This is a genomic window from Mycobacterium sp. E136 (assembly GCF_001666865.1).
Taxonomy (GTDB): Bacteria; Actinomycetota; Actinomycetes; order Mycobacteriales; family Mycobacteriaceae; genus Mycobacterium.
In genome coordinates, this window is the sequence record NZ_LZJE01000289.1 from 1 (window position 1) to 26154 (window position 26154).

22 protein-coding genes and 1 tRNA gene are annotated in these 26154 nt (G+C 66.4%); 12 read left to right on the forward strand and 11 right to left on the reverse strand.

The genetic code is table 11. The features are described 5' to 3' along the window. Nucleotides 1-1064, reverse strand: a 1064-nt coding sequence (locus A5698_RS18715) for a hypothetical protein (RefSeq protein WP_084792518.1), incomplete at its 3' end; no start/stop codon positions are given. A gap of 249 nt (nt 1065-1313) precedes the next feature. Between A5698_RS18715 and A5698_RS18720 the strand changes: the two genes are divergently transcribed. Together A5698_RS18720 and A5698_RS18725 are read left to right on the forward strand one after the other, a co-directional pair. Further along, on the forward strand, nt 1314-1994 hold the full coding sequence (locus A5698_RS18720) for a TetR/AcrR family transcriptional regulator (protein WP_067089610.1): 681 nt from the start codon (nt 1314-1316) through the stop codon (nt 1992-1994). Continuing rightward, nucleotides 1991-2929: a R2-like ligand-binding oxidase gene (locus A5698_RS18725; protein WP_068299938.1), complete on the forward strand. Its 939-nt coding sequence runs from the start codon at nt 1991-1993 to the stop codon at nt 2927-2929. Before A5698_RS18720 ends, A5698_RS18725 begins: the two co-directional genes overlap by 4 nt. Before the next feature lie 29 nt (nt 2930-2958). Here A5698_RS18725 and A5698_RS18730 read toward each other — a convergent pair whose 3' ends face one another. The 4 genes from A5698_RS18730 to A5698_RS18745 all read right to left on the reverse strand — a co-directional run bounded on the left by A5698_RS18730 (nt 2959) and on the right by A5698_RS18745 (nt 5111). Beyond that, nucleotides 2959-3225, reverse strand: coding sequence for a YdcF family protein (locus A5698_RS18730; RefSeq protein ID WP_068299940.1), 267 nt, complete (start codon nt 3223-3225; stop codon nt 2959-2961). Next, complete coding sequence (locus tag A5698_RS18735; RefSeq protein ID WP_068299942.1) at nt 3155-4066, reverse strand: alpha/beta fold hydrolase; 912 nt, start codon at nt 4064-4066, stop codon at nt 3155-3157. Before A5698_RS18735 ends, A5698_RS18730 begins: the two co-directional genes overlap by 71 nt. A gap of 230 nt (nt 4067-4296) precedes the next feature. After that, entirely contained in the window at nt 4297-4491 is a 195-nt protein-coding gene (locus tag A5698_RS18740) for a hypothetical protein (protein ID WP_197501954.1), read from the reverse strand. A 224-nt stretch (nt 4492-4715) separates the two neighbouring features. Next, complete coding sequence (locus A5698_RS18745) at nt 4716-5111, reverse strand: nitroreductase family deazaflavin-dependent oxidoreductase (protein ID WP_068299944.1); 396 nt, start codon at nt 5109-5111, stop codon at nt 4716-4718. Nucleotides 5112-5359: 248 nt separating this feature from the next. On the opposite strand from A5698_RS18745, the gene A5698_RS18750 reads away from it, so the two are divergent. Beyond that, nucleotides 5360-5668 (forward strand): hypothetical protein, encoded by a 309-nt coding sequence (locus tag A5698_RS18750; RefSeq protein WP_067297146.1) that lies wholly within the window; start codon nt 5360-5362, stop codon nt 5666-5668. 58 nt (nt 5669-5726) lie between these two features. On the opposite strand, the gene A5698_RS18755 is transcribed toward A5698_RS18750, so the two are convergent. Further along, nucleotides 5727-5800: transfer RNA gene (locus A5698_RS18755), tRNA-Leu, on the reverse strand. Nucleotides 5801-5935: 135 nt separating this feature from the next. On the opposite strand from A5698_RS18755, the gene A5698_RS18760 reads away from it, so the two are divergent. Next, on the forward strand, nt 5936-6271 hold the full coding sequence (locus A5698_RS18760) for a hypothetical protein (protein WP_231967458.1): 336 nt from the start codon (nt 5936-5938) through the stop codon (nt 6269-6271). A 3-nt stretch (nt 6272-6274) separates the two neighbouring features. Here A5698_RS18760 and A5698_RS18765 read toward each other — a convergent pair whose 3' ends face one another. From A5698_RS18765 to A5698_RS18780, 4 genes are all read right to left on the reverse strand, one after another. Beyond that, entirely contained in the window at nt 6275-7882 is a 1608-nt protein-coding gene (locus A5698_RS18765; protein ID WP_068299948.1) for a RecQ family ATP-dependent DNA helicase, read from the reverse strand. Continuing rightward, nucleotides 7879-9474 (reverse strand): phytoene desaturase family protein, encoded by a 1596-nt coding sequence (locus A5698_RS18770; protein ID WP_068299950.1) that lies wholly within the window; start codon nt 9472-9474, stop codon nt 7879-7881. Before A5698_RS18770 ends, A5698_RS18765 begins: the two co-directional genes overlap by 4 nt. Next, complete coding sequence (locus tag A5698_RS18775; protein WP_068299952.1) at nt 9471-10250, reverse strand: SDR family NAD(P)-dependent oxidoreductase; 780 nt, start codon at nt 10248-10250, stop codon at nt 9471-9473. Before A5698_RS18775 ends, A5698_RS18770 begins: the two co-directional genes overlap by 4 nt. 94 nt (nt 10251-10344) lie before the next feature. After that, the gene (locus tag A5698_RS18780) at nt 10345-11787 is read right to left on the reverse strand and encodes an HNH endonuclease signature motif containing protein (RefSeq protein WP_231967459.1); all 1443 of its coding nucleotides are present in this window, start codon (nt 11785-11787) and stop codon (nt 10345-10347) included. Between the two features lie 169 nt (nt 11788-11956). Here A5698_RS18780 and A5698_RS18785 point away from each other — a divergent pair, with 169 nt between their 5' ends. After that, nucleotides 11957-14452 carry a sensor histidine kinase gene (locus A5698_RS18785; protein WP_068299957.1) on the forward strand — a complete coding sequence of 832 codons (2496 nt, stop codon included), beginning with the start codon at nt 11957-11959 and terminating at the stop codon, nt 14450-14452. On the opposite strand, the gene A5698_RS18790 is transcribed toward A5698_RS18785, so the two are convergent. Next, nucleotides 14449-15309 carry an alpha/beta fold hydrolase gene (locus A5698_RS18790; RefSeq protein WP_068299959.1) on the reverse strand — a complete coding sequence of 287 codons (861 nt, stop codon included), beginning with the start codon at nt 15307-15309 and terminating at the stop codon, nt 14449-14451. The two genes, A5698_RS18785 and A5698_RS18790, sit on opposite strands and share 4 nt — an antisense overlap. Nucleotides 15310-15348: 39 nt before the next feature. Between A5698_RS18790 and A5698_RS18795 the strand changes: the two genes are divergently transcribed. From A5698_RS18795 to narH, 7 genes are all read left to right on the forward strand, one after another. Continuing rightward, nucleotides 15349-17217, forward strand: a complete 1869-nt coding sequence (locus A5698_RS18795; protein WP_068299961.1) for a propionyl-CoA synthetase — start codon at nt 15349-15351, stop codon at nt 17215-17217. A gap of 332 nt (nt 17218-17549) precedes the next feature. Next, complete coding sequence (locus A5698_RS18800) at nt 17550-18035, forward strand: DUF4383 domain-containing protein (protein ID WP_068299964.1); 486 nt, start codon at nt 17550-17552, stop codon at nt 18033-18035. Between the two features lie 79 nt (nt 18036-18114). Next, a complete protein-coding gene (locus tag A5698_RS18805) occupies nt 18115-18537 on the forward strand; it encodes a DUF4383 domain-containing protein (RefSeq protein ID WP_068299966.1) in 423 nt (140 codons plus the stop codon). A 9-nt stretch (nt 18538-18546) separates the two neighbouring features. Further along, nucleotides 18547-19251, forward strand: a complete 705-nt coding sequence (locus A5698_RS18810; protein WP_067089313.1) for a ZIP family metal transporter — start codon at nt 18547-18549, stop codon at nt 19249-19251. Between the two features lie 120 nt (nt 19252-19371). After that, on the forward strand, nt 19372-20550 hold the full coding sequence (locus A5698_RS18815; RefSeq protein WP_286144549.1) for a nitrate/nitrite transporter: 1179 nt from the start codon (nt 19372-19374) through the stop codon (nt 20548-20550). Next, nucleotides 20547-24242: a nitrate reductase subunit alpha gene (locus A5698_RS18820; RefSeq protein WP_068299971.1), complete on the forward strand. Its 3696-nt coding sequence runs from the start codon at nt 20547-20549 to the stop codon at nt 24240-24242. Before A5698_RS18815 ends, A5698_RS18820 begins: the two co-directional genes overlap by 4 nt. Further along, on the forward strand, nt 24239-26131 hold the full coding sequence (gene narH / locus A5698_RS18825; protein ID WP_231967460.1) for a nitrate reductase subunit beta: 1893 nt from the start codon (nt 24239-24241) through the stop codon (nt 26129-26131). The genes A5698_RS18820 and narH overlap by 4 nt, the downstream gene beginning before the upstream one ends. Nucleotides 26132-26154 lie beyond the last annotated feature (23 nt).

Below are 26154 nucleotides of genomic sequence, written 5' to 3' on the forward strand. Positions count from 1 at the left end.
AGCCACGCCAACCCGAGGTAGCCGAGTATGTACAACGACAGCGCGAACACGCCGCCGTGAAGGATGAGGCGCGCCGAGTCGACGATTGTGCGGTAGTTGCCGAGCTTGGACAGCAGCCAGGAGCGCACCTTCTCGCCGAAGGTTTCGGGCACGTCCCATCCGCGCTCTTTGAGCCTCTTTCGGCTCGCCGCCGCGCGATCGATCACCACATCGGCGCGCCTGCCCACGACACGGCGGGCCGCGCGGCGCCAGTCCGGCATGGACACGCCGTAGACGATGCCGGCGACGGCAAGCCACAGAAGTGGGATCGTGGCTCCACCGAACACCGTCCGCAGCACCGCCATCGCCGCGTCCCACAGGGCCTCCAGACCGGCGAAGTGCGAGAACAACTCGGCACGTGTGTCGTTGAACCACACGACGATCCGTCGCTCACCGATCCAGCCCATCGGGTTGATCACCCAGCCGACGCCCTCGCTCGCGGCGAAGCTCAAGGTGAGGAAGACCCAGAGAGCGTCGACGTAGACACGGACGGCGATCATCCAGCCGGGCAGCTTGTCTTTCAGCTTGCTCAGCACATAACGCAGGACCAATGCCGAGACGATGATGATCCATGTGGTCGTGCTGATCGGCAGCTGGTCCGGATGAAGCTCGGTGGGAGGCTCGTTCGATGTGAGAGCCGCGGTCACCGAGTCGTTGATGCGATAGTCGAGCGCCACCGTCTCGAACTCCAGCCAATCCTCGGCGAACAGCTTCCACGCCAGATAGATCGCGAAGAACGGCACGATGATGTTGGCGAAGACGTCGACGCTGCGGGCGGAACGCCGGGGCAACGCCGCGAGCGCGGGTATCGCCGAGCGCAGCACCAGGAACATCGCCACGTAGGAACCGAGCCGAGCCATACCGGCGAACGGCATGATCAGCGAGGCCCAGACGTCGTTGTCCCACCCCACCCAGGCGGCGAGCTCGATGGCGCCCTTGCGCCCGAGCCACCCCAACAGGTACAGCGCCGCCAGTTGCGGGAAGTAGCGCCACCACAGGTTGAGCGGCCGCAACACGTAGCGCACGACCACATAGTAGGGCGGCTGCGGTAGCGGTCGCGGGTTGACGAGCCGATCCGCTGCTCGGGACCCGACGCCGCCCGCGGCACACGCACCCCAGGTGCGCACTGCGAATTGCGCTGTTACACAACACCTCACGCCGTGCTGCCGTCGCACTTCGCGCTGCCGGGGTCATCCGGAATCCGGGCGCCCCACCCCCTTGACCATGACGCCGATCACAGTAAGATGACCAGTGGTCATCCCTGGGAGGTGCCGATGCCGACGGTGACATGGGCCCGCGTCGATCCGGGCCGTCGCGCCGCTGTGATCGAGGCAGCGGAGGCAGAGTTCGGCGCGCACGGCTACTCGCAGGGCAGCCTGAACGTCATCGCGCGCCGCGCGGGGGTCGCCAAAGGCAGCCTTTTCCAGTACTTCGCCGACAAGCGCGACCTCTACGCATACATCGCCGACCTGGGCAGCCAGCGAGTGCGCTCGTACATCGAAGACCGGATCCGGGAACTCGACCCGGGCAGGCCCTTCTTCGAATTTCTCACCGATCTACTCGACACCTGGGTGGCGTATTTCGCCGACCATCCGCAGGACCGCGCCCTGCATGCCGCGTCGAGCTTCGAAATCGACACCGATGCCAGGGTTTCCGTGCGCACGGTCATCCACCGCCATTACCTGGAGGTCTTGCGGCCGCTGGTGCGCGATGCGCATGCGCGCGGCGACCTGCGTGCCGACTGCGACACCGACGCGCTGTTGTCGTTGCTGTTGATGATCTTCCCGCACATGGCGCTGGCGCCCTACGTGCGCGGAATGGACCCGATCCTCGGGCTCGACGACCCGACTCCCGATCAGCCGGCGCTCGCGGTGCGCAGGCTCGTATCCGTCCTCGCGGACGCTTTCTCTTCCACCAGCACAGCCCGGAAGACGACCAAGGAGGTCAGCAGATGACACGCAAGAACTCAGCCTCTCTCGACGCGGGCGGGCTCAACTGGGACAGCCTCCCGTTGAAGCTGTTCGCCGGGGGCAATGCGAAATTCTGGAATCCGGCCGACATCGACTTCTCCCGCGACCGGGAGGACTGGGAGTCGCTGACCGAACTCGAACGGGACTGGGCCGCCCAGCTGTGTGCGGAGTTCATCGCGGGCGAGGAGGCGGTCACCCAGGACATTCAGCCGTTCATGGCGGCGATGCGCGCCGAGGGACGCCTCGGCGACGAGATGTATTTGACCCAGTTCGCCTTCGAGGAAGCCAAGCACACTCAGGTGTTTCGCGTGTGGCTCGACGCCGTCGGGCTGACCGAGGATCTGCACCACTACCTCGACGGACTTCCGGCCTACCGCCAGATGTTCTATGAGGAACTGCCGAGTTCACTGGAGGCGTTGATCGCCGATCCGTCCCCCGCTGCGCAGGTGCGGGCTTCGGTGACGTACAACCACGTCATCGAAGGCATGATGGCGCTGACGGGATATTATGCGTGGCACCGTATTTGCGTGGACCGCGGCATTCTGCCCGGCATGCAGGAGTTGGTGCGGCGCATCGGCGACGACGAACGTCGTCACATGGCGTGGGGCACGTTCACCTGCCGGCGCCACGTCGCCGCCGACGACTCGAACTGGAAGGTGTTCGAGGAGCGGATGAATGAGCTGATCCCGTTGGCGCTGAAGAACACCGAAGACGGGTTCGCGTTGTATGACGAAGTGCCGTTCAATCTCCAGATGGACGAGTTCCAGCAGTACGCGAGCGACAAGGGCATGCGCCGCTTCGGCACGATCAGCAGCGCCCGCGGCCGTCCGGTCGGCGAAATCGACCTGGACTACTCGCCGTTGGCGCTCGAGGACACCTTCGCCGACGAGGACAAGAAAGCGCTGGCAGCCTCGGCGTAGGCCGCGAACGTCTACTGGAGCGACGCGCTTCACTGACGCGTCACGAAGTAGTGCACGCTGTGATACACCTCGCGCAGCAGCATCGGGACCCGGTGAATACCGTGGTCGGCAAGCAGCGGTTGCGCGAACGCGAGATTCTGTCTGGTGGTGCGCGATTGCGTCTCGATGAGCAGATGGTCTGCCGGAATCCCCTCCGCGATCAGCCAATTGCGGCCTGCCTCGGCTTCAGGGAGTGAATCGCCCTGTCCGATCCCGCCCGCCCATGCCCTCGACGAGTCGGTGGACGGCCGCGGCAATCTGCTCGGGTTGGTCTTCGGGAACGAAGTGCTTGGCGGGCAGCAGCGTGGCGGTGTCGAGGCCCGCCGCGCGCTGAGCCTCGAGACCCTGTCGCCGCCAGGGCAGCATCCTGTCGCGCTCACCCCAGACGATCTGCACGGGATAGGACCGCTGCCCGACAGCGGAGCGGTAAAGGCTCTGTTTATCGGCGGTGAGCTCGAAGCCCCGCATGATCCTCAGAAAGGCCCGACCGCCGTCGTCACCCAAGAGAAGCGGTCGCCAACAGAGGATTTCGTTGGTCGGCACGTCACGGGTGACGCCAACCAGGCGCATGATCGACACGAAGCTCCCGGGGATTCGCAGCGACTGCAGCCAGGCCTCGCCGATGCCGCGGTGTGCGAACGGTTCCATGGGCCAAGGCCGATGGAAGGTCGCGACGTCGATGAGGGTGTTGAGCAACGTCAACGATTGCACCCTGTCGGAGATCGCGCTGGCGACTTCGAAGCCGATGGGTCCGCCGATGTCGTGTACGACGAGATGAAAGCGCTCGAGTTCCAGGGCGTCGATCGCCGCCGTCATCCACCGCCCCAGTCCGGTCCAGGTGTAGTCGGCGTCGACCGGCCGTTCGGCAAGCCCGAGGCCGGGCAGATCGACCGCGATTCCGCGCAGACCGTGTCTCGCCAACTCGGGCAGCGTCTTACGAAACAGGAACGAGGACGCGGGGACGCCGTGGATGCACACCACTGGTGGCGCATCGCGCGGCCCGTCGTCCAGGACGAACGATTGAATGCCGGCGGCACTGAAGTAGCGGCCGCTGGACCGATGGCGTGCCAGAAGCGCCTCGGCTGCGGTGGATGCCATCACCAACTCCTCGCCTGGATCTGATCCAGTATCCGCGGCCAACCTCGCCGAAGAATGAGAAAACCCTGACGCCAGGGTGTGGTTTCTTCCGCCGGCCGGCGCACTCCACTGGGTCGTCGGGCGTCATGAAAAGTACAACGACACCGCGAAGACAATCGTGAGGAACATTTGGGGCTGGCAGCCGACCCCACGACGATCCGTACTTGGTCACTCCTCGACCGCGGCTTTTACTACTTCGACGCCCGCGGGACCGTTGCGCTGGCGACCAACAGCCAGACCAGCGTGGCCAGCCCTGTGAAGATGCCCTGCACCGTCAGCAGTAATGCGATGTACTCGTGCCAGCGGGACAGCGCGTCACCGCATCCTTGGCCGTCCCAGGGAAGGGTCGATAGCGTTGCGACCAACGCGGCGGCCAGCACCGTCACCGTCGCCCCGGTCGCGGCACGCTGGCCGGCGTCGGTCAGCGTCCGCCGGAAGTACAGAGCTACGAAAGCACCGACATCTGTTCTGAGGCCGAGAGATTCGCGATCTCGGATTCGAGTGTCGCCGCGCGGGGGTAACTAAGTCCGGTCGGGCCTCTCCAACACCACAGAAGGTTTCGCTCGACCGAGCCCGCTTCCCGGTTTTGAGGTCTGGTGCGGTACAGAGATCAACCCGCAGAGCCCACATTCGTCAGCAGCAGGGCGGCCTCGTTGTAGGGAAACGCTCGGTAGAGAAGCCGAGAACGCGGTACGACGAGCGCCGCGGCCTCGGCCTTGCTCACCACCCGTGGGTTACCGAGCGCGACAGACCGTCCACGCTTGCGCAGCACCGCCGGGCCACCGGCCAGAACGTTCTTCAACCAGTCCGTCTGTGGGCCGTAGCCGATGAGGATGGCGTAGCCATCATGGGTGCTGAAAACCAGGAGAGGCGTTCGGTATCGCTTACCCGACTTCCGCCCGACGTGCTCGAGCGTCCCGAGGTTTGGAAGCCACGGCGTGATCGAGCGAGCGGCCGGATTGGTGACTCGCTTGTTGAACTCTGCGATTCGGCGAGGAACGCGCATTCTCAGAGTCTAGGTATCGGTTGAGGTTCCTCGCTGGCGCGGTGGCGGCGAATGCGATGAGCGGCTCGCTGGTGTACCGACCGCTTTCAGCGCGGGGCATGGGAAGTGATCCGCTGGCTCAGTAGTCAACCGCCAGCACAACCGGGCAGGGCCCACGCCTACATGAAGCCGAGCGGAAGCCGCGGTTCGAGCCGCGGCACCTCTGGGTATGCGGTGCGCAGGTGTGTCGATCCGATGGGAGGCGTGCGATGGTGGGGCTGGGTGTGGCGTTACTGGTATTGGCGGCGATTGCGATCCTGACCGGGCTGGTGTTCTACGGCAATGGCGCGGGAACGGTTCCCGACCGCCCCATGCGCGATACGACTGCCACGCGGCGGGGACTGTCGCGCATCGACTGGTCAGCTCTCTTCAGCACGATGAAGACTTCGGTGAAGGGAGCCACCGACGGCGACGCCGACCGACGCCAGCGAATGGCATCGCTAGGTGCATTCTTCGTACTCGCAGGCTTGATTTTGGTGGTTCTCGCCATTCTGGCGTTCATCGTCGCCATGGTCTGATCCGCAGGTAGCCGCTCTATCCTGCAGTCCGCCAAGGCGGGGACCGCTACAAACTCGGTGCCCCCAGTCGGACTCGAACCGACACTGTGCGGATTTTAAGTCCGCTGCCTCTGCCAATTGGGCTATGGGGGCCGCCGTCGACAGCGTGCCGATGAGCACGCTACCGCGCGTGATCGTCGCGCAAATCGACCTGGCGCACCTCAGGCAAGATCAAGATAATGTCGACGTGCAGGTCGTTCCACTAGGAAAGGCACGAGAATGTCAGCGGTGACGAGATTTCGTATCGGTCGACGGCTCACGATCGCCGGTGGGTTCGCGCTCGCGGCGGTGGCACCGATATTCGCCGCCGTCGTCGCTACATCACCCAGCGTCCCCACCCAGCTGGCGGCCTGCCCGGCAGGCGAGGACAGCGACCTCTACAGCGGGACGTGCGTGCCATACCTGGTGCCCAACACCGCCTCCCCAGTCAACAACGCCTGCCCGCCAGGCGTCAGCGGCGCCGAGTGCACAGGCTCGACCGGCAATCTGGTGCCGCCTCATCCAGCACCCGGGCCCTCCCCCGAGCTGCAGGAATTGGAAGACGTCGTCACGCCGGGCTACTAGCACTCATCCGCGAACGTCCAGCAGGTCGTTGTCGCGAACCGTGTCGATGTCGAGCGTCCGGTACCCGTAGAGATCGAACAGCACGGTGATCCGGTCCGCGTCCCCGCCCAGCACGGTGCCCGCGCCCCATTCTTTGTGCTCGACCGCCGTCCCCCTGGCGATGGCCGGCTCACCGTGGTCGACGGCGGTGTCCTCGCGGCAGCGATCGCAGTTGCCGCAGGGCCCCGGCAGATAATCGCCGAAGTAGGCCAGCAGGAACTGCCTGCGACAGTCCGGCGTCTCGGCATACGACCGCATCATCTCGACGCGCGTGCGATCGACGCGCTCCCCGATCTCCGCCATGTCCACCGCCCTGCGGATCGCCGCTTCGATCGGCATCCCCGTGCTGGTGAATCCTGACTTCGACGATTCGACCGCGCCTGCCTGCTCGAGCAGGTTGATCGAGGCGGTGAGCCGACGGCCACGCTCGTCGACCTCGCCGCGGAGTTGCTTGAGCCGCTTCGGCTTCCGGTTGTCCATCGCGGTGTAGACGCGGGTGAGCAGCTCCTCGTCCGGGTTGCGGGTGGCGAAGAAGTTTCCGAGCGTCAAGTCCTCGGCGCGGTAGAACAGGATCGCGTCCGCAGGCCCACCGTCTCGGCCGGCGCGCCCCACCTGCTGGTAGTACGCGTCGACAGAGTCCGGCACCGACGTGTGCACTACGAACCGGACGTTCGCTTTGTCGATGCCCATGCCGAATGCGGATGTCGCGACGACGACACCGACCTCGTCATCCCGAAAGCGGTCATGAACCTCGTTGCGCTGCTTGGTGTTCAGCCCGGCGTGATAACTGACCGCGGCTACACCGCGCCGCGTGAGCTCCTCGGCATAAAACTCGGTGTCTTTACGGGTTGCGCAGTACAACAACCCCGGCTGTGCGAGCTGCTGCACTACATCGAGAATGTCGTCGGGCTTGCGCGCCTCTTCCGTGTGATGGTGGAGGTCGAGCGAGATGTTCGGACGGTCGAATCCGCCCGAGATCACGGTCGGCTCGCGCAGACCCAAGAACTCGACGATCTCACGGCGGACCACCGCCGACGCCGTTGCGGTCAACGCCGCGACCGGCGGCCGACCCAAGCGTTCGATCGCGTCACCGACCCGAAGGTACGTCGGGCGGAACTCGTGCCCCCACGCCGAAACGCAGTGCGCCTCGTCGACCACGACCAACGACGACTTCACACCGGCCAGCCGCTTCATCACGTCGTCCTTCACGAGCTGTTCCGGCCCCAGGTACACGTACCGGGCCTCACCATCCTCGATGGCCGCCCACGCCCGGTCGACGGCCTTCGCGCTCTGCCGCGAGTTGATCGCCACGGCGGCGGGAGCGTCCGACTCCTCGAGTGCGGCAATCTGGTCGTGCTGCAACGCAATCAAGGGAGAGATCACGATGACCGCTCGCGGCAACAACACCGCCGGAACCTGGTAGATCGCCGACTTGCCCGAACCAGTCGGCATCACCGCCAGCACGTCTCGTCCGGCAAGAATCGCGGTCATCGCCTCGAGTTGTTCTGGGCGCAGCGTCCGCCATCCGAATACCTTCTCGGCGACCTCGCGCAACCGGTCAGAGTCGCTCACCGCGTCATCAACGACAGGATCGCACGGTTGAGCTTCCGCCGTGGCCAGCCCAGCCGCCCTTCGCCGGCCAATGCGGCACGTGCCGCATTGCGGCCGCAAACACCGTGCACTCCCCCGCCCGGAGATGCGCCTGCGCTGCCGAGATAGACGTTCTCGACCGGCGTATCGGCGCCACCGAAGCCAGGGAACGGGCGAAAGATCAACTGCTGGAACAGCTGTGACGTTCCGCCGTTCACCGCGCCTGCATGCAGGTTGGCATCACTGGCCTCGAGGTCCGATGGGCGCTGGATCGACTTGCCGACGATGTGATCGCTGAACCCCGGCGCGTGCTTCTCCAACACCATGTCCACCGCCGCCGACAGCTGATCGGCGGAGGCATCATCGGCGACACCTCGCGGCAGATGCGTGTAGGCCCATGCGCTTTCGGTGCCCTCGGGTGAGCGGCTCGGATCGGAGGTGGTCATCTGACCGAACAGCAGGAACGGGTGCAGCGGGACCGTCCCGGTGTTGAGGTCGGCCATCCACCGGATGAGGCCGTTGTGGTCGGCGCCGAGATGGACGGTTCCCGCGTGGTTCAGGCTCTTGGAGCGCCACGGGATGGGCGCGTCGAGCGCGTAGTTGATCTTCAACACCGGGGTGTCCCAGACGAATCGGTCGAGACTCTGCAGCACCGAACCGGGTAGCGCGTCGGCCGACAGCAGTTCGCGGTAGAGCAGCGGAGCCGAGGTGTCGGCGATGACGGCGCGGCGCACCCGAACGGTCTCGCCGCCGGCGGTGTGGACGGCAATTGCCCGGCCGCCTCGGACGTCGATCCCGTCGACTCGCTGTCGACACTTGACCTGGGCGCCCGCTGATGTGGCGCGGTTGACGAGCGCCGCGGCGAGTTGGCCCGCGCCGCCGACGGGAACCGGGAAGCCGCCGTCCTGGGCCATCATGATGAGCATGTAGCCCATGACGCCGCTGCCCGGCGCGTCGATCGGAACATCGGCGTGCATCGCGTTGCCCAACAACAAGAGTCGCGCGGCCTCGCCGTCGAACAGCTGCTTGGCCATCACACCCGCGGGGAGCAGGAGTAGGTGCGCCAGTTGGAGGGCTTCGGCGGTACCCAGCTCACGCAGGAGTCCCACCGCCCCGCGCATCGGAGGGAACGGCGAGAACAGCGTCTCGAGCAGCGGTTCCTTGATGCGTTGCCATTGGGCGAACAGGTCGCGCCAGCGCGAGCCGTCACCTGCTGTGCGACGTTCGAGATCGTCTGCGGTGCGGTCGAGTTCGCGCCAGATCAGCGGGGCGTCGTCGTCATCGGCGGAGCTCGCGTGGCCGACGACCGCCGGTGAGTGCGACCAGCGCAGCCCGTGCTCCTCGAGGTGCAATGCCTTGAGAGCCGGTGAGGTGACCGACAGTGGGTAGAAAGCGCTGTAGAGATCGCTGACGTAGCCGGGAAACAGTTCGGCGCTCTTCACGGCGCCCCCAGGTTGATCCTGCGCTTCCAGGACCAGCACGTCCCAGCCCGCGTCGGCGAGCATCGCCGCGGCGACCAATCCGTTGTGGCCGGCGCCGATCACCACAGCATCGGCTGAAGCCGGCACAGTCACCTCGAGATCAGCCTGTTCGACGCCGCTTTCACCGAGTCGGGAAGGAACCGGTTCACCAGGCCTATGCCCTTCGAAACTGGCGATGACGCAACGATTTTCTTCTTTCCCTGCATCAGTGCGTCGTATCCCTGTTTCGCCACCTTGCCGGCGTCGTCCTTCGGCATTTTGCCGACCAGGGTGTCGAGCATGTTGACGCGTCGGAAGAAGTTGGTGTCGGTGGGACCGGGCATCAGCGCAGTGATGGTGACGTCGGTATCGCGCAATTCGTCCTGCAGCGCTTCGGCGAACGACTGCACGAACGACTTGGACGCGTTGTAGATCGTCTGATACGAGCCGGGCATCATCGCCACGATCGACGACGTGAAGAGCAGCTTGCCCGAGTTGGCGCTGACCATGTCGCCGAGGATCAGCTTGGCCAGTTGCACCGTCCCTCGGACGTTCAGGTCGATGACGTTGAAGTCCTCTTCGAGGCCGCGGTCGACGAAGCGGTTGCCGCCGCCTCCCGTACCGGCGTTGAGGGCGGCAGCGTCCAAACGCCTGCCATTCTCGGTGGCGGTGCTGTAGAGGCGATCGACTTCGGCCTCTTTGCGCAGATCGACCTGGACCGCGCGCACCTCGGTGCCACCGGCGGCGAGTTTGTCCGCGCTGGCGTGGATGCCGTCGTCATCGGCGGCGACGATGAGGTCGTATCCGTCGTCGGCGAAGAGCTTCGCCAATTCGAATCCGATTCCGCTCGAAGCGCCTGTGACAAGCGCGAGTGGTCGTCCTAGAACCATGGTGGCGGGCTACCCGACGGGGCTCCCGTCAAACGCGCGAAGCATGCCGCCGACGTAGCCGGTGTCGTGATCATCGCGTTTGGAAAGCCGGCCGTCAGCTTGCGTCGCGATCATTGCCGTGGTCATCCCCGCCGTCGTCAGGACCCGCTCCGCTGACTTCGTCATCGCCCTCGTCGGGTATCAGGTAGCGGTTTGGGTGGTGATAGTTGTTGACGCGGGCTTGGCCGGTATCGAGCTGCGGCGGAGGAAGCCATGAGGTGCGCCCGTCTTTGCGTTTGCGGGTGCGCCAGCCGCCGGGTTTGACCCGCCGATTGTCGGGCCCACACGCGAGGGTCAGCTCGTCGATGTTGGTCTGACCCTCAGCGGCCCAATCGTTGACCGCGTGGTGAACCTGGCACTGATAGGCCGGGGCGGTACAGCCGGGCCTGGTGCAGCCCCGATCCTTCGCGAAGAGCACCAGCCGTTGGGCTTTGGACGCCAAACGTCGGCCGCGCCCGAGGTAGAGGGGTTCTTCGGTGGCCTTGTCGAAAATCGCCAGATACGGATGCGCCGCCGCGGCTTCTTTGATGACCTCGCTCATCGGCAGCAGTGAACCGCCGCCGGTGACCGCCTGCCCGGTGCCGGACTCCAACTCCTGCAAGGTGGTGGTGATCAGCAGCGTGGCCGGCAGCCCGTTGTGCGAACCCAGTTCGCCCGATGCGAGCAGGGCCCGGCACATCGCCCCCAACGCGTCGTGGTTGCGCTGCCCCACCGAGCGGGTGTCCGAAGCCACCGCCTCGGGCGACGGCTCACCATCCGGGCAGGTGTTCTTGCCGTCGGCGTGGTCGCCGTCGGGGTTGTTCCTGCCGGGCGCGGCTTCGGTGGCTAACACGGCTTCCAATGCGGCCCGCGTCGCGGGGTCGAGCAGCCCCCGCAGCTCACTCATCCCGTCGAGGCGCTGCCGGCCCAGCCGCACCCAGCGCGCCGCCGCCCGCAACTCATCAGAGAAATCCCCATCGGGGTTCAGATAGGCCGCCAACCGCTGCGCGGCCGCCCGCACCTCCTCGGGAGTGTGTTTGGTCGCCAGATCGGCCAGCTGCGCTTCGGCGGCCTCACGCACGTCATAGGGCGTCGAAACCGGGACCTCCTTGTCGAAGAACCGCCGGATCACCCGCACATGCTCCGCGCCTATCAGGCCTTTCTCTACGGCGGCCGCCGTCTGAACCAGCACCGGCTCGAGCGTCTCGCCGGTCATCGCCCGCCGCGGCGCCAACTCCTTGGCTTCGGCCACCCGCCGGCTCGCCTCAGCCTTGGAGACGCGCAGCAACACCGTCAATGCCCCGGCAACACTGTTTTCACCCAACTCCGCGAGCGGGGCCTGCTGAAGTCCGGCCACGATGCGGTGGCCAACCGTCGCCGAGCCACGGGTGAAGCTCTCCCACTGCGCCGCCAGTGCTAGCTGCTCAGAGGTGGTCAACGTGTCGAACGATCCGGCGACCAGCGCGGACAGCTGGTCGGCCATCCCCGCGATCACTTCGCTCATACGTTCGAATCCCACGCAGCAACGTTAACCCCACGCACCGACAACCCAGCCCCGAATGTGACCACTGAAACCAAAGAGATACAAGTGGTTTCGAGGCGGTGCCCCGGAGACGGCGGCGAGAGCGCACAGGCGGCGAAGCAAAGAAGGTTTGAGCGGCGCGCGGCCGACAAGGAATGATGTACGGATGGGAATACTGGGACGCAAGACCGGGGACCTGCGCGTCTACCTCGGCGCCGCGCCCGGTGTCGGCAAGACCTACTCCATGCTGGCCGAGGCGCACCGTCGTCTCGAACGCGGAACCGATGTGGTCGCCGCCATCGTCGACACGCACGGTCGCCGCAAGGTCGGCCAGCAGGTGGCGGGTATCGAAGTGGTGCCTCCCCGCACGACCGAGCACGGCGACCACGAAATCGACGTGGCCGCGATCATCCAGCGTCGGCCGAAGGTCGTGCTCGTCGACGACTTCGCCCACTCGAACGCACCGGGCTGCAAGAACAAGAAGCGTTGGCAGGACGTCGAAGAACTGCTCAATGCCGGCATCACCGTGATCACCACAGTCAACATCCAGAACCTGGAAAGCGTGTCCGACCTGGCCGCCCAGATCACCGGAGTCGAGGAATCCGACCGCATCCCCGACGAGGTGGTGCGCGCCGCCGACCAGATCGAGTTGGTCGACATCACACCGGAAGCGTTGCGGCGCAGGCTGGCTCACGGCAACGTCTACCCGCCTGAACGCGTCGACGCCGCACTGTCCAATTACTTCCGTCCCGAGAACCTCACTGCACTACGGCAATTGACCCTGCTGTGGCTGGCCGATCAGGTCGACGCCGCCCTCGCCAAGTACCGCTCCGACAAGAAGATCAGCGACCGGTGGGCGCCTCGTGAACGCGTGGTGGTCGGGGTCACCGGAGGCCCCGAGTCCGAGGTTCTGGTGCGACGCGCGTCGCGAATCGCCTCCCGGACGGGCGCCGACCTCAGGGTTGTCCACGTCGTGGACGGCGGTGGCCTGACCGCCATCTCGGACCAGCAGAAGAAGGCCGTGCGCGAACTGGCGGCAAGCCTGGGCGCCACCATGCACACCGTCGTCGGTGACGACGCCGCCATCTCGCTCATCGACTACGCGCACGACGTCAACGCGACGCAACTGGTCGTCGGGACCTCACGTCGTTCGCGGCTGTCGCGCATGTTCGACGAAGGCATCAGCGAGGCCGTCGTACAACAGTCGGGCAACCTCGACGTCCACATGGTCACCCACGACCAAGCCAGCACCGGCATCTCGTGGTCCCGCCTCTCGACTCGCCAGCGTCGGCTCACGTCATGGCTTGGTGCCGTGGCGATTCCGGTCGCGGTCTGTGCTCTGACGCTGGTGTTGCCGGACCGGTTCCGTCACATCGGCGGCCCCGGCGCATTGTTCTTCGTGGGCGTACTCGGCACCGCCGTGCTCGGCGGCCTCGCTCCGGCGATCACCGCCGCGGTGCTCTCGGGAGTGCTGATCACATTCTTCCTGGTGGCTCCCGAGAACACGTTCTCCGTCCACGACACCGACTCTGCGATCAGGGCGCTGATACTGCTGCTCTTCGCCGTCACCGTCGCCATGTTCGTCGACCGCGCGGCGAGGCGAGTGCGAGAAGCGCGGCGGGCCAACCAGGAAGCCGCGCTGCTTGCACTCTTCGCCGACGGTGCGTTGCACGACGCGGACCTGGACGGTCTGTTGGAACATCTCCGCGAAACGTACTCGCAGCGCGGTGTGAGCCTCGTCCGCAGCCAAACCGGTGAGATCCTCGCCTCCGTCGGCATTGATCCCTGCGCAGATGTCGACGACGCGGACACGTCCGTCGAAATCGGCGACGACGAGTACTGGATGCTGTTGAGCGGCCCCGCGTTGACCGCGCGCGACCGCCGCGTCCTCGGTGGCGTCGGCAAGCAGGCCGTCAACCTGCTCAGGCAACGAGAGAGAGCCGAGGCGAACAAGGCCGAAGCCGTCGGACAGGCGGACAAACTTCGCCATGCACTCCTCACCGCCGTCAGCGACGACCTGCGCACACCGCTAGCGGCCGCCAAGGCGGCGACGTCTCGAATCCGCAACGGCGACGTCGACATCTCCGCCGACAACACCGCCGAACTCCTCGCCACCGTCGAGGACTCCGTCGACCAGCTGACCGCGTTGGTGGCCAACCTGCTCGACTCGGCACGCCTGGCCGCAGGAGCGGTTCGCCCCGAGATGGTGCGCGTCGAACTCGAGCACGTGGTTCAGCGTGCGTTGCTTGGAATTCGCGCCGACACAAGCGAATTCACTCGCCCCGGCAGCGAGCGGGTGAAGGTGGAGATCGACTGCCACGCGGTCCTGGCCGACAGTGAACTGCTCGAACGCGTGCTCGCCAACCTGGTCGACAACTCGCTGCGCTACGCCGAGGGCAGCCTGGTGCGGGTGACCGCGGGGCAGGTCGGCGAGCGGGTGCTCATCGCCGTCGTCGACGAGGGTCCTGGGATCCCGCGCGGCAGCGAGCAGCAGGCGTTCGCCCCATTCCAGCGGCTCGGCGACGACGACACGATCGGAATCGGGCTCGGGCTGTCCGTCGCCTCCGGATTCGTCGAGGCGATGGGCGGAACCATCTCGGCGTCCGACACCCCCGGCGGAGGGCTGACCGTCGAAATCGACCTACCCGCCGCACCGAACTAGGCCGTCTCCTCCGCCAGCGCGACCAGCGCAGCGCGCACCAGATCGGGTCGCTCGTCGACGATGAAGTGGCTGGCATCGACCGTCTGCAACCGGTAGTCGTCCGCATTGGCGTTCTCGGCCGCAACCCACGACGGATGCACCGCCGCATCGCCGAGTCCGAACAGCGCGCGAATCGGCACCGTCGCCCGTCGCGTCTCGGGACTACGCGCGCTGCCCAGGAGCTCCTTCGTGAGGAAGGTCCGGTACGTGTCGCGCGCGGCCCGGGCGCACACCGGGTCGCGGAACCGGTCCGAGAAGACACGGACATCGGCATCGGACATCTTCGAGCCGATGCCGAAGATCATCTTCTCGAGGAATGGTGTGCGGCGCTGCACCAGCACTCCGGCCGTCGCGATCGGTATCTGGTATGCGAAGCGCCATAGCCGGGGCAGAACATCGCGCGTCGACAACCACGGGTAGGCCATATTGCAGGCCAGGTAACCGTCGAATCGCTCCGGCGCTCGCAGGATCATCAGGTATCCCACGAAGGCGCCCCAGTCGTGAGCCAACAGCAGTACGCGATCGAGGCCCAGCGCATCCAGAAGGGCGAGAACGTCAGTGGCGACGTCTTCCTTTGCCCACCGGTGCGGTGGCGGACCGGACCATCCGTAACCAGGCAGGTCAGGTGCGATGATCCGGAGCCCCGCCGGCGGATCGGCAAGCAGATCCCGGTATTCCCAATGGTGTTGCGGCCAGCCGTGCAGCGCCACGACCGGACGCCCGTCGGCGGGGCCGGCCTCGGTCACGTGGAAGCGCACGCCGCGGGCGGTGACATGCGACCGTCGCACCCCTTCGATCGGCGGAGGAGCAGAGGTCATAACGCGACTATAGGAACTGCCGTCGCGCTAACGTGCGGTATGGCCGGATACCGAGCGCTGTTCGACGCCAGCATCGCTGATCCAGAAGGATTCTGGGCCGATGCCGCACGCGCGGTGACGTGGACGCGCGAGCCCACGCAGATCCTCGACGATTCGAACCCGCCGTTCTACCGCTGGTACCCCGACGGTGAGATGAACACCTGCGCCAATGCGCTCGACCGGCACGTCGACGACGGCCGCGGCGAGCAGCCGGCATTGATCTACGACTCACCCGTCACCGGGACGAAAAAGACCTACACCTACCGCGAATTGCGCGATGCCACTGCGAAGTTCGCCGGCGGCCTACGCGGCCTCGGCGTCACCAATGGTGACCGGGTGGTCATCTACATGCCGATGATCCCCGAGGCGGTGATCGCCATGCTCGCGTGCGCGCGGTTGGGGGCGATCCACTCGGTGGTGTTCGGTGGGTTCGCCGCGCACGAACTCGCGACGCGCATCGACGACGCCCAACCGGCGGTGATCGTCTCCGCGTCGTGCGGCATCGAACCGTCGCGCACCGTCGCCTACAAGCCAATGCTCGATGCCGCACTGGAGATGTCGGAGCATCCGCCCCGCAATTGCGTCATCGTTCAGCGCGACCATGAGCGCTGCGAGTTGGCGCCAGACCGCGACCTCGACTGGGAGGACGTCGTGGCCGCGGCGGCCGTCGACCCGGTGCCGGTGGCGGCGACGGATCCGCTGTACGTGCTCTACACGTCCGGGACCACGGGCAAGCCGAAGGGCATCGTCCGCGACAATGGCGGGCACGCGGTGGCGCTGCTGTGGAGCATGCGCAACATTTACGACATCGCGCCCGGTGACATCTTCTGGGCCGCCTCCGACGTCGGCTGGGTCGTCGGCCACTCGTACATCGTGTACGGCCCGCTGCTTCTCGGCGCCACGACGGTGCTCTACGAGGGCAAGCCGATCGGGACGCCGGACCCGGGGGCGTTCTGGCGGGTCGCCTCCGAATACGGGGTGAAGGCGCTGTTCACCGCGCCGACGGCCGTACGCGCGATTCGCAAGGAGGACCCCGAGGGCGAGCACATCGGCCACTATGACCTGTCGAAGATGAAGTACCTGTTCCTGGCCGGCGAGCGACTCGACCCGGACACCTACGAGTGGGCCGCACAGAAGCTGAGCATTCCCGTCGTCGACCACTGGTGGCAGACGGAGACCGGTTGGGCGATCGCCGCCAACCCCATGGGCCTGGAGCCGATGCCGATCAAGCCCGGATCTCCGACGGTTCCGATGCCCGGTTACGACGTCAAGATCCTGCATGTCGACGGCTCGGTCCGCGATGCCAACGAGGAAGGCGACATCTGCATCCGGCTGCCGCTTCCGCCGGGCACGTTGCCCACGCTGTGGGGTGACGACGACCGGTACCAGGCGTCGTACCTCTCCGAGCACCCCGGCTACTACCTCACGGGCGACGGTGGCTACCTCGACGAGGACGGCTACCTCTTCGTGATGGGCCGCATCGACGATGTCATCAATGTCGCGGGCCACCGGTTGTCGACCGGATCGATCGAGGCCGTGCTGGCCACCCACCCTGCGGTCGCGGAATGCGCGGTGATCGGGGTCCGCGACGAGATCAAGGGACAGGTGCCGCGCGGCTTCGTGGTGCTCAAGTCGGGCGCCTCGGCCGACGGGCTCGCCGAGGATCTCATCCGGTTGGTGCGTGAAGACATCGGCGCCGTAGCGTGTTTCAAGCTCGTCGACGTCGTGCCCGCGCTGCCGAAGACCCGGTCGGGGAAGATTTTGCGCAAGACGATGCGGGGCATCGCGCACGGCCGGGACGAGCCGCTGCCCTCGACTATCGAAGACCCCGCGGTGATCGAGGCCCTCAAGCCGATCCTGAAGGGCTGAGCCCGCTCCACGCCGCCCCGATCGGCCTATATTCGGTGGCAGGCCCGCATCGGTCGTCGCGCGCGGGCTCACAACAAAGGAGTTGATTCGCCATGCGTACGTCTGCGGTCAAGGCCAAGAGCGGCTGTACCTGCAACTGTCACAAGTGCGATCAAGGTCATCACTGCGGAAATCCGCCCAACTGCTACATCAAGAAGTAGCTCGGCGCGTGAGGGAGTCGGGCCAGGCCGTTCGCAGACCTGAGCCGCGAGCCTCGCCGCGCCATCAAAATTCCGGGTTTGTATCGACTTTCCCTGGGTAGTTGTCGCTGACCTCGACGGAAAGGAACGACGATGGTCAGCAGCCAACCGTCCGGCCCCGCGGCCGCAACCCGCTACGGAGCACCGGTGCAGAAGGCAGCGCTTGCTGTCGGCGCGGTGTTCTTGCTGGTCGGCGTCCTGGGCTTCATCCCGGGCATCACGACGAACTACGACACCATGACATTCGCCGGCCACCACTCGGAGGCCCAGCTTCTCGGCGTCTTCAACGTCTCGGTCCTGCACAACCTCGTGCATCTGCTGTTCGGTGTGGCCGGTGTGGCCATGGCGCGCAGCTTCGGCAACGCCCGCAATTACCTGATCGGCGGCGGTGTCATCTACCTGCTGCTGTTCCTGTACGGCCTGATCGTCGACCACGACAGCTCCGCGAACTTCGTGCCGCTCAACACCGCCGACAACTGGCTGCATCTCGTGCTCGCCGTCGGCATGATCGCGCTCGGTGTGCTGCTGTCGCGACGCGTCATCGAGGCGAACACCCCGTTGAACCGCAACACCCGTTAGGCGGCGGGCCGGTTAGCGGCCGCGCCCGTCGGGTATTACCTGCCAGTCCGTCAATAACGGTTCCGGACGGAGGCAAGGGATGGCGACGAGACCGAAATACATGGCCGTGCAGGGAGCGGCGGTGATCGTGGGTGTCGTCCTGCTCCTCATCGGCGCCCTCGGCTTCATCCCCGGCCTCACCCACGATTACGACCAGTTGGCATGGGCGGACCACCGATCCGGGGCCAGCCTGTTCGGCATGATCGCGGTGTCCGGACTGGGCAACGTCGTCAACCTGGTGCTCGGCGTCCTCGGCCTGGTCATGGCCCGGACATATGCCGCCGCGCGGTGGTACTTCCTGGGTGCTGGACTGGTGTACTTCGCCTTGTGCGCCTACGGATTCGCCGTTGCCGACGCGTTCGGCTGGATGTGGTTCGGCATGGGCCTCGTCATGGTGATCCTGGGCCTCACGCTCGCCGGTCAGCACGACCCGACCAAGCGTCGCAGGAGGATTCGCGCCTAGGCTGATGCGATGCTCACCGCACTGCTCTGGGGCGGCGTTGCGGCATCCTCGTTGGTCATCGGCGCGCTCGCCGGGGTGCTACGCGACTGGAACGCCCGGCTGATCGGGTTGGTGCTCGGCTTCGGCGCCGGAGCACTGGTGGCCAGCATCTCCTTCGAACTGGCCGAGGAGGGTTTCCACGTCGGCGGGGCGATTCCGGTAGCCGCTGGTCTGGCCATCGGCGGCCTCATGTTCTTCCTCGCCGACAAGGGCGTTGCCCGGATCGGCGGCAGGGGCACCGGCGCCGCGGGTCTGCCGCTCGCACTGGGTGCGCTGCTCGACGGCATACCCGAGCAGGCGGTACTGGGCATCGGGATCGCCGGCGGCGGCGCGGTGAGCGTGTCCTTACTCGTGGCGATCTTCGTGTCCAACCTTCCGGAGGCGATCGGTTCAGCCAGCGACCTGAAGGCGGCAGGCACGCCGCGGGGGCGGATCGTGCTCGGCTGGATCGCCGTTGCGCTGCTGTGCACCCTGGCCACGCTGGCGGGATTTCAGTTCCAGGAGGCGGCGGGCCGCCAATTACAAGGCGGAATAGACGGTTTCGCCGCGGGCGCCCTGCTGGTCATGCTGGTGACGTCGATGATCCCCGAAGCCACCGAGAAGGCTCGCGATCAGGCGGGGCTGGCGGCGGTGCTCGGGTTCGCCGTCGCCGCCGGCCTGTCCCTGAGTAGCTAGGCCGTCTGTACTTCGTTGCGGCGCAGCGCTTCATCCGAAAGCCACGCGGACTCTCATGACACATGGTTGTCTGGGTGAGTGAACACGGCGGTCGCGCCGGACACTGGCGCTCGACGCACACTGAACTTGGCGCTGGCCACGTGGGTCTCCGCCATCAACTTCTGGGCTTGGAACATGATCGGCCCGCTGTCGACCACATATGCGGGCGACTTGTCGCTCAGCAGCTCCGAGGCCTCGATGCTGGTGGCCACCCCGATTTTGGTGGGCGCGCTCGGACGGATCGTCGTGGGTTCGCTGACCGACCGGTTCGGCGGCCGCGTGCTGTTCATCGCGATCTCACTCATCTCGATCGTGCCCGTGCTGGCGGTGGGTGCCGCGGGTTCGGCCGGGTCCTATCCCATGCTGCTGGTGTGCGGCTTCTTCCTGGGCATCGCGGGCACCATCTTCGCCGTCGGCATCCCGTTCGCGAACAACTGGTATGAGCCGTCGCGCCGCGGTTTCGCCACCGGCGTGTTCGGCATGGGCATGGTGGGCACCGCGCTCTCGGCGTTCTTCACCCCCAGATTCGTCAAGTGGTTCGGGCTGCTGCCCACGCACGTCATCGTCGCGGCCGCGTTGGCGGTCACCGCGGCGCTGTGCGGGTTCTTCATGCGCGACTCACCGACTTTCGCGCCCAACACCGATCGGGTGCTGCCGAAGCTGAAGGCGGCGGCCAAACTCCGCGTCACGTGGGAGATGTCGTTTCTCTACGCGATCGTGTTCGGCGGCTTCGTGGCGTTCAGCAACTATCTGCCCACCTACATCAAGACGATCTACCACTTCTCGGCCGTCGACGCGGGCGCGCGCACCGCGGGATTCGCACTGGCAGCCGTGCTGGCCCGGCCCGTCGGCGGAGCACTGGCCGACCGCATCGCACCGAAGTACGTCGTCCTCGGCTCCTTCGGCGGCACAGCGCTGATGGCGCTGATCGCCATGCTGCAACCACCGCCGGATGTGTGGTCGGCGACCACCTTCATCGCACTGGCGGTGTTCCTCGGTATCGGCACCGGCGGCGTGTTCGCGTGGGTGGCCCGTCGGTCACCGGCGCAGTCGGTCGGGTCGATCACCGGAATCGTCTCGGCCGCAGGCGGTTTGGGCGGCTACTTCCCACCCCTGGTGATGGGCTCGACCTATGACGCGGTCGAGAACGACTACTCCGTCGGCCTGATCCTGCTCGTCGCGACCGCGCTGATCGCGTTCGCCTACACCGCACTGCGGCTGCACGCCCACGAGCCGCAACCGAAGGAGGCAACCCAGTGACGACCACCGAGCCCCACATCGGCGGCCGGGTCGAAGAACTGCTCGAGCGCAGCGGCCGATTCTTCACTCCCGGTGAGGCTTCCAGCGACGGTCGGACCATCCACCGCCGTGGCGGCCGCGAGGGCGACATCTTCTACCGCGACCGGTGGAGTCACGACAAAGTGGTCCGCTCCACGCACGGCGTCAACTGCACGGGGTCGTGCTCGTGGAAGATCTACGTCAAGGACGGCATCATCACCTGGGAGACGCAGGAGACCGACTACCCGTCGGTGGGGCCGGACCGGCCGGAGTACGAGCCGCGCGGTTGCCCTCGGGGTGCGGCGTTCTCCTGGTACACCTATTCCCCGACGCGGGTGCGCTATCCATATGCGCGCGGCGAACTCGTCCGCATGTACCGCGAGGCCAAGTCGCGGCTGTCCGATCCGGTGTTCGCGTGGGCCGACATTCAGAGCGACCCCGAACGCCGCCGACGCTACCAACGGGCAAGGGGCAAAGGCGGTCTGGTGCGGATCAGCTGGGCCGAGGCGACCGAGATGATCGCGGCCGCTCACATCCACGCGATCAAGCGGTATGGACCGGATCGGATTGCCGGGTTCTCCCCCATCCCTGCGATGTCGATGGTGTCCTTCGCCGCCGGATCACGGTTCATCGAACTTCTCGGTGGCGTGATGACGTCGTTCTACGACTGGTACGCCGACCTTCCCGTCGCCTCCCCGCAGGTGTTCGGTGATCAGACCGACGTGCCGGAGTCCGGTGACTGGTGGGACGCGTCGTACCTGATGATGTGGGGCTCGAACGTCCCGGTCACCCGCACGCCGGATGCGCACTGGATGACCGAGGTGCGTTACCGCGGCACGAAAGTCGTCAGCATCAGCCCCGACTACGCCGACAACACCAAGTTCGCCGACGAGTGGATGCCGTGCGCGGCGGGCACCGACGGCGCGTTGGCCATGGCGATGGGCCATGTGGTGCTCTCGGAATTCTTTGTCAAACACAAGGTTCCGTTCTTTGTCGACTACGTCCGCAAGTTCACCGACCTGCCGTTCCTGGTCAGGCTCGAGGAGCGTGACGGTCGGCTCGTCCCAGGCAAGAACCTGACCGCCGCCGACCTCGGCGGTGAAGCGACGGCGCAGGAGAACGCGGCGTTCAAACCGGTCCTGCTGGATGCCGCGACCGACACCGTCGTCGTGCCGCAGGGGTCGTTGGGTTTCCGCTTCGGCGACGACGGCGTCACGAAGTGGAACCTGGAACTCGGCGACCTGGTGCCGGCACTGACGGTGCTCTTCACGGAAGCCGGTGAGACGGCGGAGGTGGCGTTACCCCGGTTCGACACCTTCGATGGGCACGGTGAGACGCTGAGCCGCGGGGTGCCGGTGCGAAGGGTCGGCGGGCACCTGGCGTGCACCGTGTTCGATCTGATGCTGGCGCAGTACGGGGTGGCGCGCCCCGGACTACCCGGAGACTGGCCCGCCGGTTACGACGATCCGAAGCCGTACACCCCGGCCTGGCAGGAGACGATCACCGGAGTCGCTGCGTCCCAGGCGATCCGGATCGCCACCGAGTTCGCGCACAACGCCGAGGAATCCGGTGGCCGGTCGATGATCATCATGGGCGCGGGGATCTGCCAGTGGTTCCACGGCGACGCCACCTACAGGGCGGTGCTGGCGCTGGTGTTGCTCACCGGCGCGATGGGCCGCAACGGCGGTGGCTGGGCCCACTACGTCGGACAGGAGAAGTGCCGCCCGGTGACGGGCTGGTCCGCGCTGGCGATGGGCACCGACTGGTCGCGACCGCCGCGGCAGATGCCAGGCACGTCGTACTGGTACGTCCACACCGACCAATGGCGTTACGACGGTTACCGCGCCGACGCGCTGGCCAGTCCTCTGGGCCGTGGCCGGTTCCGCGATCGGCACACCATGGACGTGCTCGCCGCGTCGACCGCGATGGGTTGGAGCCCGTTCTATCCACAGTTCGACCGCTCGAGCCTCGACGTCGCCGACGAGGCGCGCGCCGCGGGCCAGGACATCTCCACCTACGTCACCGAACAACTCGCAGAGGGCACGCTCAAACTCGCCGTCACCGACCCGGACGACCCGGCGAACTGGCCGAGGGTCCTTTCGGTGTGGCGGGCCAACCTGCTGGGTTCCTCGAGCAAGGGCAACGAGTACTTCCTTCGCCACCTGCTCGGCACCGACTCGAACCTGCAGGCCGAGCCGACACCGGAAGCGCTGCGGCCCAACGACATCGCGTGGACCGATGACATTCCCGAGGGCAAGCTCGACATGTTGATGTCGATCGACTTCCGGATGACCTCGACGACGTTGCTCTCCGACGTCGTGCTGCCCGCCGCCACCTGGTACGAGAAGCACGATCTGTCCAGCACCGACATGCACCCGTACGTTCACGCGTTCAACCCGGCCGTCGACCCGCCGTGGGAAGCCCACTCCGACTTCGATGCGTTCGGCGCCATCGCACGCGTGTTCAGCGCACTGGCCGCAAAGCATCTGGGTGTGCGCTCCGACGTGGTGCTCGGCGCCATGCAGCATGACACGCCAGGCGCGATGGCCTATCCCGGTGGTGTCGAGAAGGATTGGCGCGCCGACGGGAGCATCCCGGTGCCGGGTAAGACCATGGCCCCGATGGCGGTGGTGGAGCGCGACTATCCCGCGATCGCCGAGAAATGGGCGGCGCTGGGACCGCTCGTCGAGAAGCTCGGGTTGACCACCAAGGGGGTCACCGTCCGCCCCGACAAGGAGGTCGGCGAGCTGGCGGCCAAATTCGGCGTGATGGATTCCGGTCGCGCACAGGGACGTCCGGCCATCAACACGGCCGAACGGATGGCGGAGGCGATCCTCGCGCTGTCCGGCACCAGCAACGGGCGCCTGGCCGTCGAGGGTTTCCGTGAGCTGGAGCGCCGGACCGGACGCCGCCTGGTGCATCTGGCCGGCGGCAGCGAGGAGCGCCGCATCACGTTCGCGGACACGCAGGCGCGGCCGGTCCCGGTGATCACCAGCCCGGAGTGGTCGGGCAGCGAGACCGGTGGGCGTCGCTACGCGCCGTTCACCGTCAACATCGAGGAACTCAAGCCGTTTCACACGCTGACCGGCAGGATGCACTTCTACCTCGACCACGACTGGCTCGAGGAACTCGGCGAACAGCTGCCGATCTACCGGCCTCCGCTGGACATGTCGCGGTTGTTCGGCGATTCGGCGGTGGGTCATCACGATGGTGTGGGGCTGACGGTCCGGTATCTGACGCCGCACTCGAAGTGGTCGATCCACTCCGAATATCAGGACAATCTGTTCATGCTGTCGCTGTCACGCGGCGGGCCGACGATGTGGATGAGCCCGGCCGATGCGGCGAAAATCTCGGTGCGCGACAATGATTGGGTCGAGGCGGTGAATCGCAACGGCGTGCTGGTCTGCCGGGCGATCGTCTCGCACCGGATGCCCGAGGGCGTGGTGTTCGTCTACCACGTGCAGGAGCGGGTGATCGACGTGCCCCTCAGCGAGACCACGGGGAAACGCGGGGGCATTCACAATTCGTTGACCCGGCTGCTGATCAAGCCGAGCCATCTGGCCGGTGGATACGCCCAGACGGCGTTCGCGTTCAACTATCTCGGGCCGACCGGAAACCAGCGCGACGAGGTGACCGTCGTCCGGCGGCGCAGCCAGGAGGTGGTCTACCAGTGAAAGTCATGGCGCAGATGGCGATGGTGATGAACCTCGACAAGTGCATCGGCTGCCACACCTGCTCGGTGACCTGCAAGCAGGCCTGGACCAACCGGCCCGGCACCGAGTACGTCTGGTTCAACAACGTCGAAACCCGTCCCGGCCAAGGCTATCCGCGAACCTACGAAGACCAGGAGCGGTGGCGCGGCGGATGGATACGCGACCGGAAGGGTCGGCTTAAGCTGCGCGACGGCGGCCGGCTGAGCAAGCTGCTGCGGATCTTCGCCAACCCCAAGATGCCCAGCATCGCCGACTACTACGAGCCGTGGACCTACGACTACGAGAACCTGACCAACGCGCCGTTGGGTGAGCACATGCCGGTGGCGCCGCCGCGGAGCCTGATCAGCGGCGATCCGATGAAGGTTCAGTGGTCGGCGAACTGGGACGACAACCTCGGCGGGTCACCGGAGATCGTGTCCGGGGATCCCGTGCTGCGCAAGGTGAACGAGCAGGTCCGTCTCGAACTCGAGCAGACGTTCATGTTCTACCTTCCGCGGATCTGCGAGCACTGCCTGAACCCGTCGTGTGTCGCGTCGTGCCCGTCGGGGGCGATGTACAAGCGCTCCGAGGACGGCATCGTGCTCGTCGATCAGGACCGCTGCCGGGGCTGGCGGATGTGTGTCTCGGGATGTCCCTACAAGAAGGTGTATTTCAACCACAAGACCGGCAAGGCCGAGAAGTGCACATTCTGCTACCCCCGCGTCGAGGTCGGGCTGCCGACGGTGTGCTCGGAGACCTGCGTCGGCCGGCTGCGATATCTGGGTCTGGTGTTCTACGACGTCGACCGCGTGCTCGAAGCGGCGGCGACGGAGAACGAGACCGACCTGTACGAGGCTCAGAAGTCGATCATCCTGAACCCGCACGACCCGGAGGTCATCGCCGGGGCCCGCGCGGAGGGCATCTCGGAGGAGTGGATCGAGGCGGCCCAGCGTTCACCGGTGTACGCATTGATCCACCGCTATCAGGTCGCGCTGCCCCTGCATCCCGAATACCGGACGATGCCGATGGTCTGGTACATCCCGCCGCTGTCGCCGGTGGTCGACGCGGTAGCGCGCGACGGTCACGACGGTGAGGAGATCGGCAACCTGTTCGGGGCGCTCGAGGCGCTGCGCATTCCGCTCGAGTACCTGGCCGGGCTCTTCACCGCCGGCGACACCGCGGTGGTGGAGGGCGTACTGCGGCGGTTGGCCGCGATGCGCTCGTACATGCGCGACATCAACCTCGGGCGCGAGACCCAGCCGCACATCCCACAAGCGGTCGGCATGACCGAGGAGCAGATCTACGAGATGTACCGCCTGCTCGCACTCGCGAAATACGAAGAGCGCTACGTCATTCCGACGGCATACGTCGCCGACGCCCATGCGCTGGAGGCGCAATCGCTCGAGGAGCCGGGCTGCTCGCTGTCGTTCGAGGGCGGCCCCGGAATGTACGAGTCGGGGCCGTTCGGCGAGGCCAGCGGCGCTCCGGTGCCCGTTGCGGTGGAGAGCTTCCATGCGCTGCACAATCGGCAGACCAGCGAGGGCATCGCGGTGACCGAGTCCCGCCCGTCACGGGTCAACCTGCTCAACTGGGACGGTCGCGGCGAACCCAGCGGGATCTTCCCGGAGCGGAGCGCGGTGACGGTGGCGCCGAGCAGGTTTGCGGTCTCGTCGCGAAGGTGGGTCAGCATCTCCTCGACGGTGGTCAACCGTTCGCCCTGTCGGTCGTCCGGATACGCGAGCAGCAGTGCGGCCGCCTGCCATACGAGTCGATGCTCGAGGGTCGGGTCCCGCTTGCTGCGAAGGAGCTTCATCGATCCGCGCTCCGCTCCGGGAAGATCCCGCTGGGTTCGCCGCGACCGTCCCAGTTGAGCAGGTTGACCCGTGACGGGCGG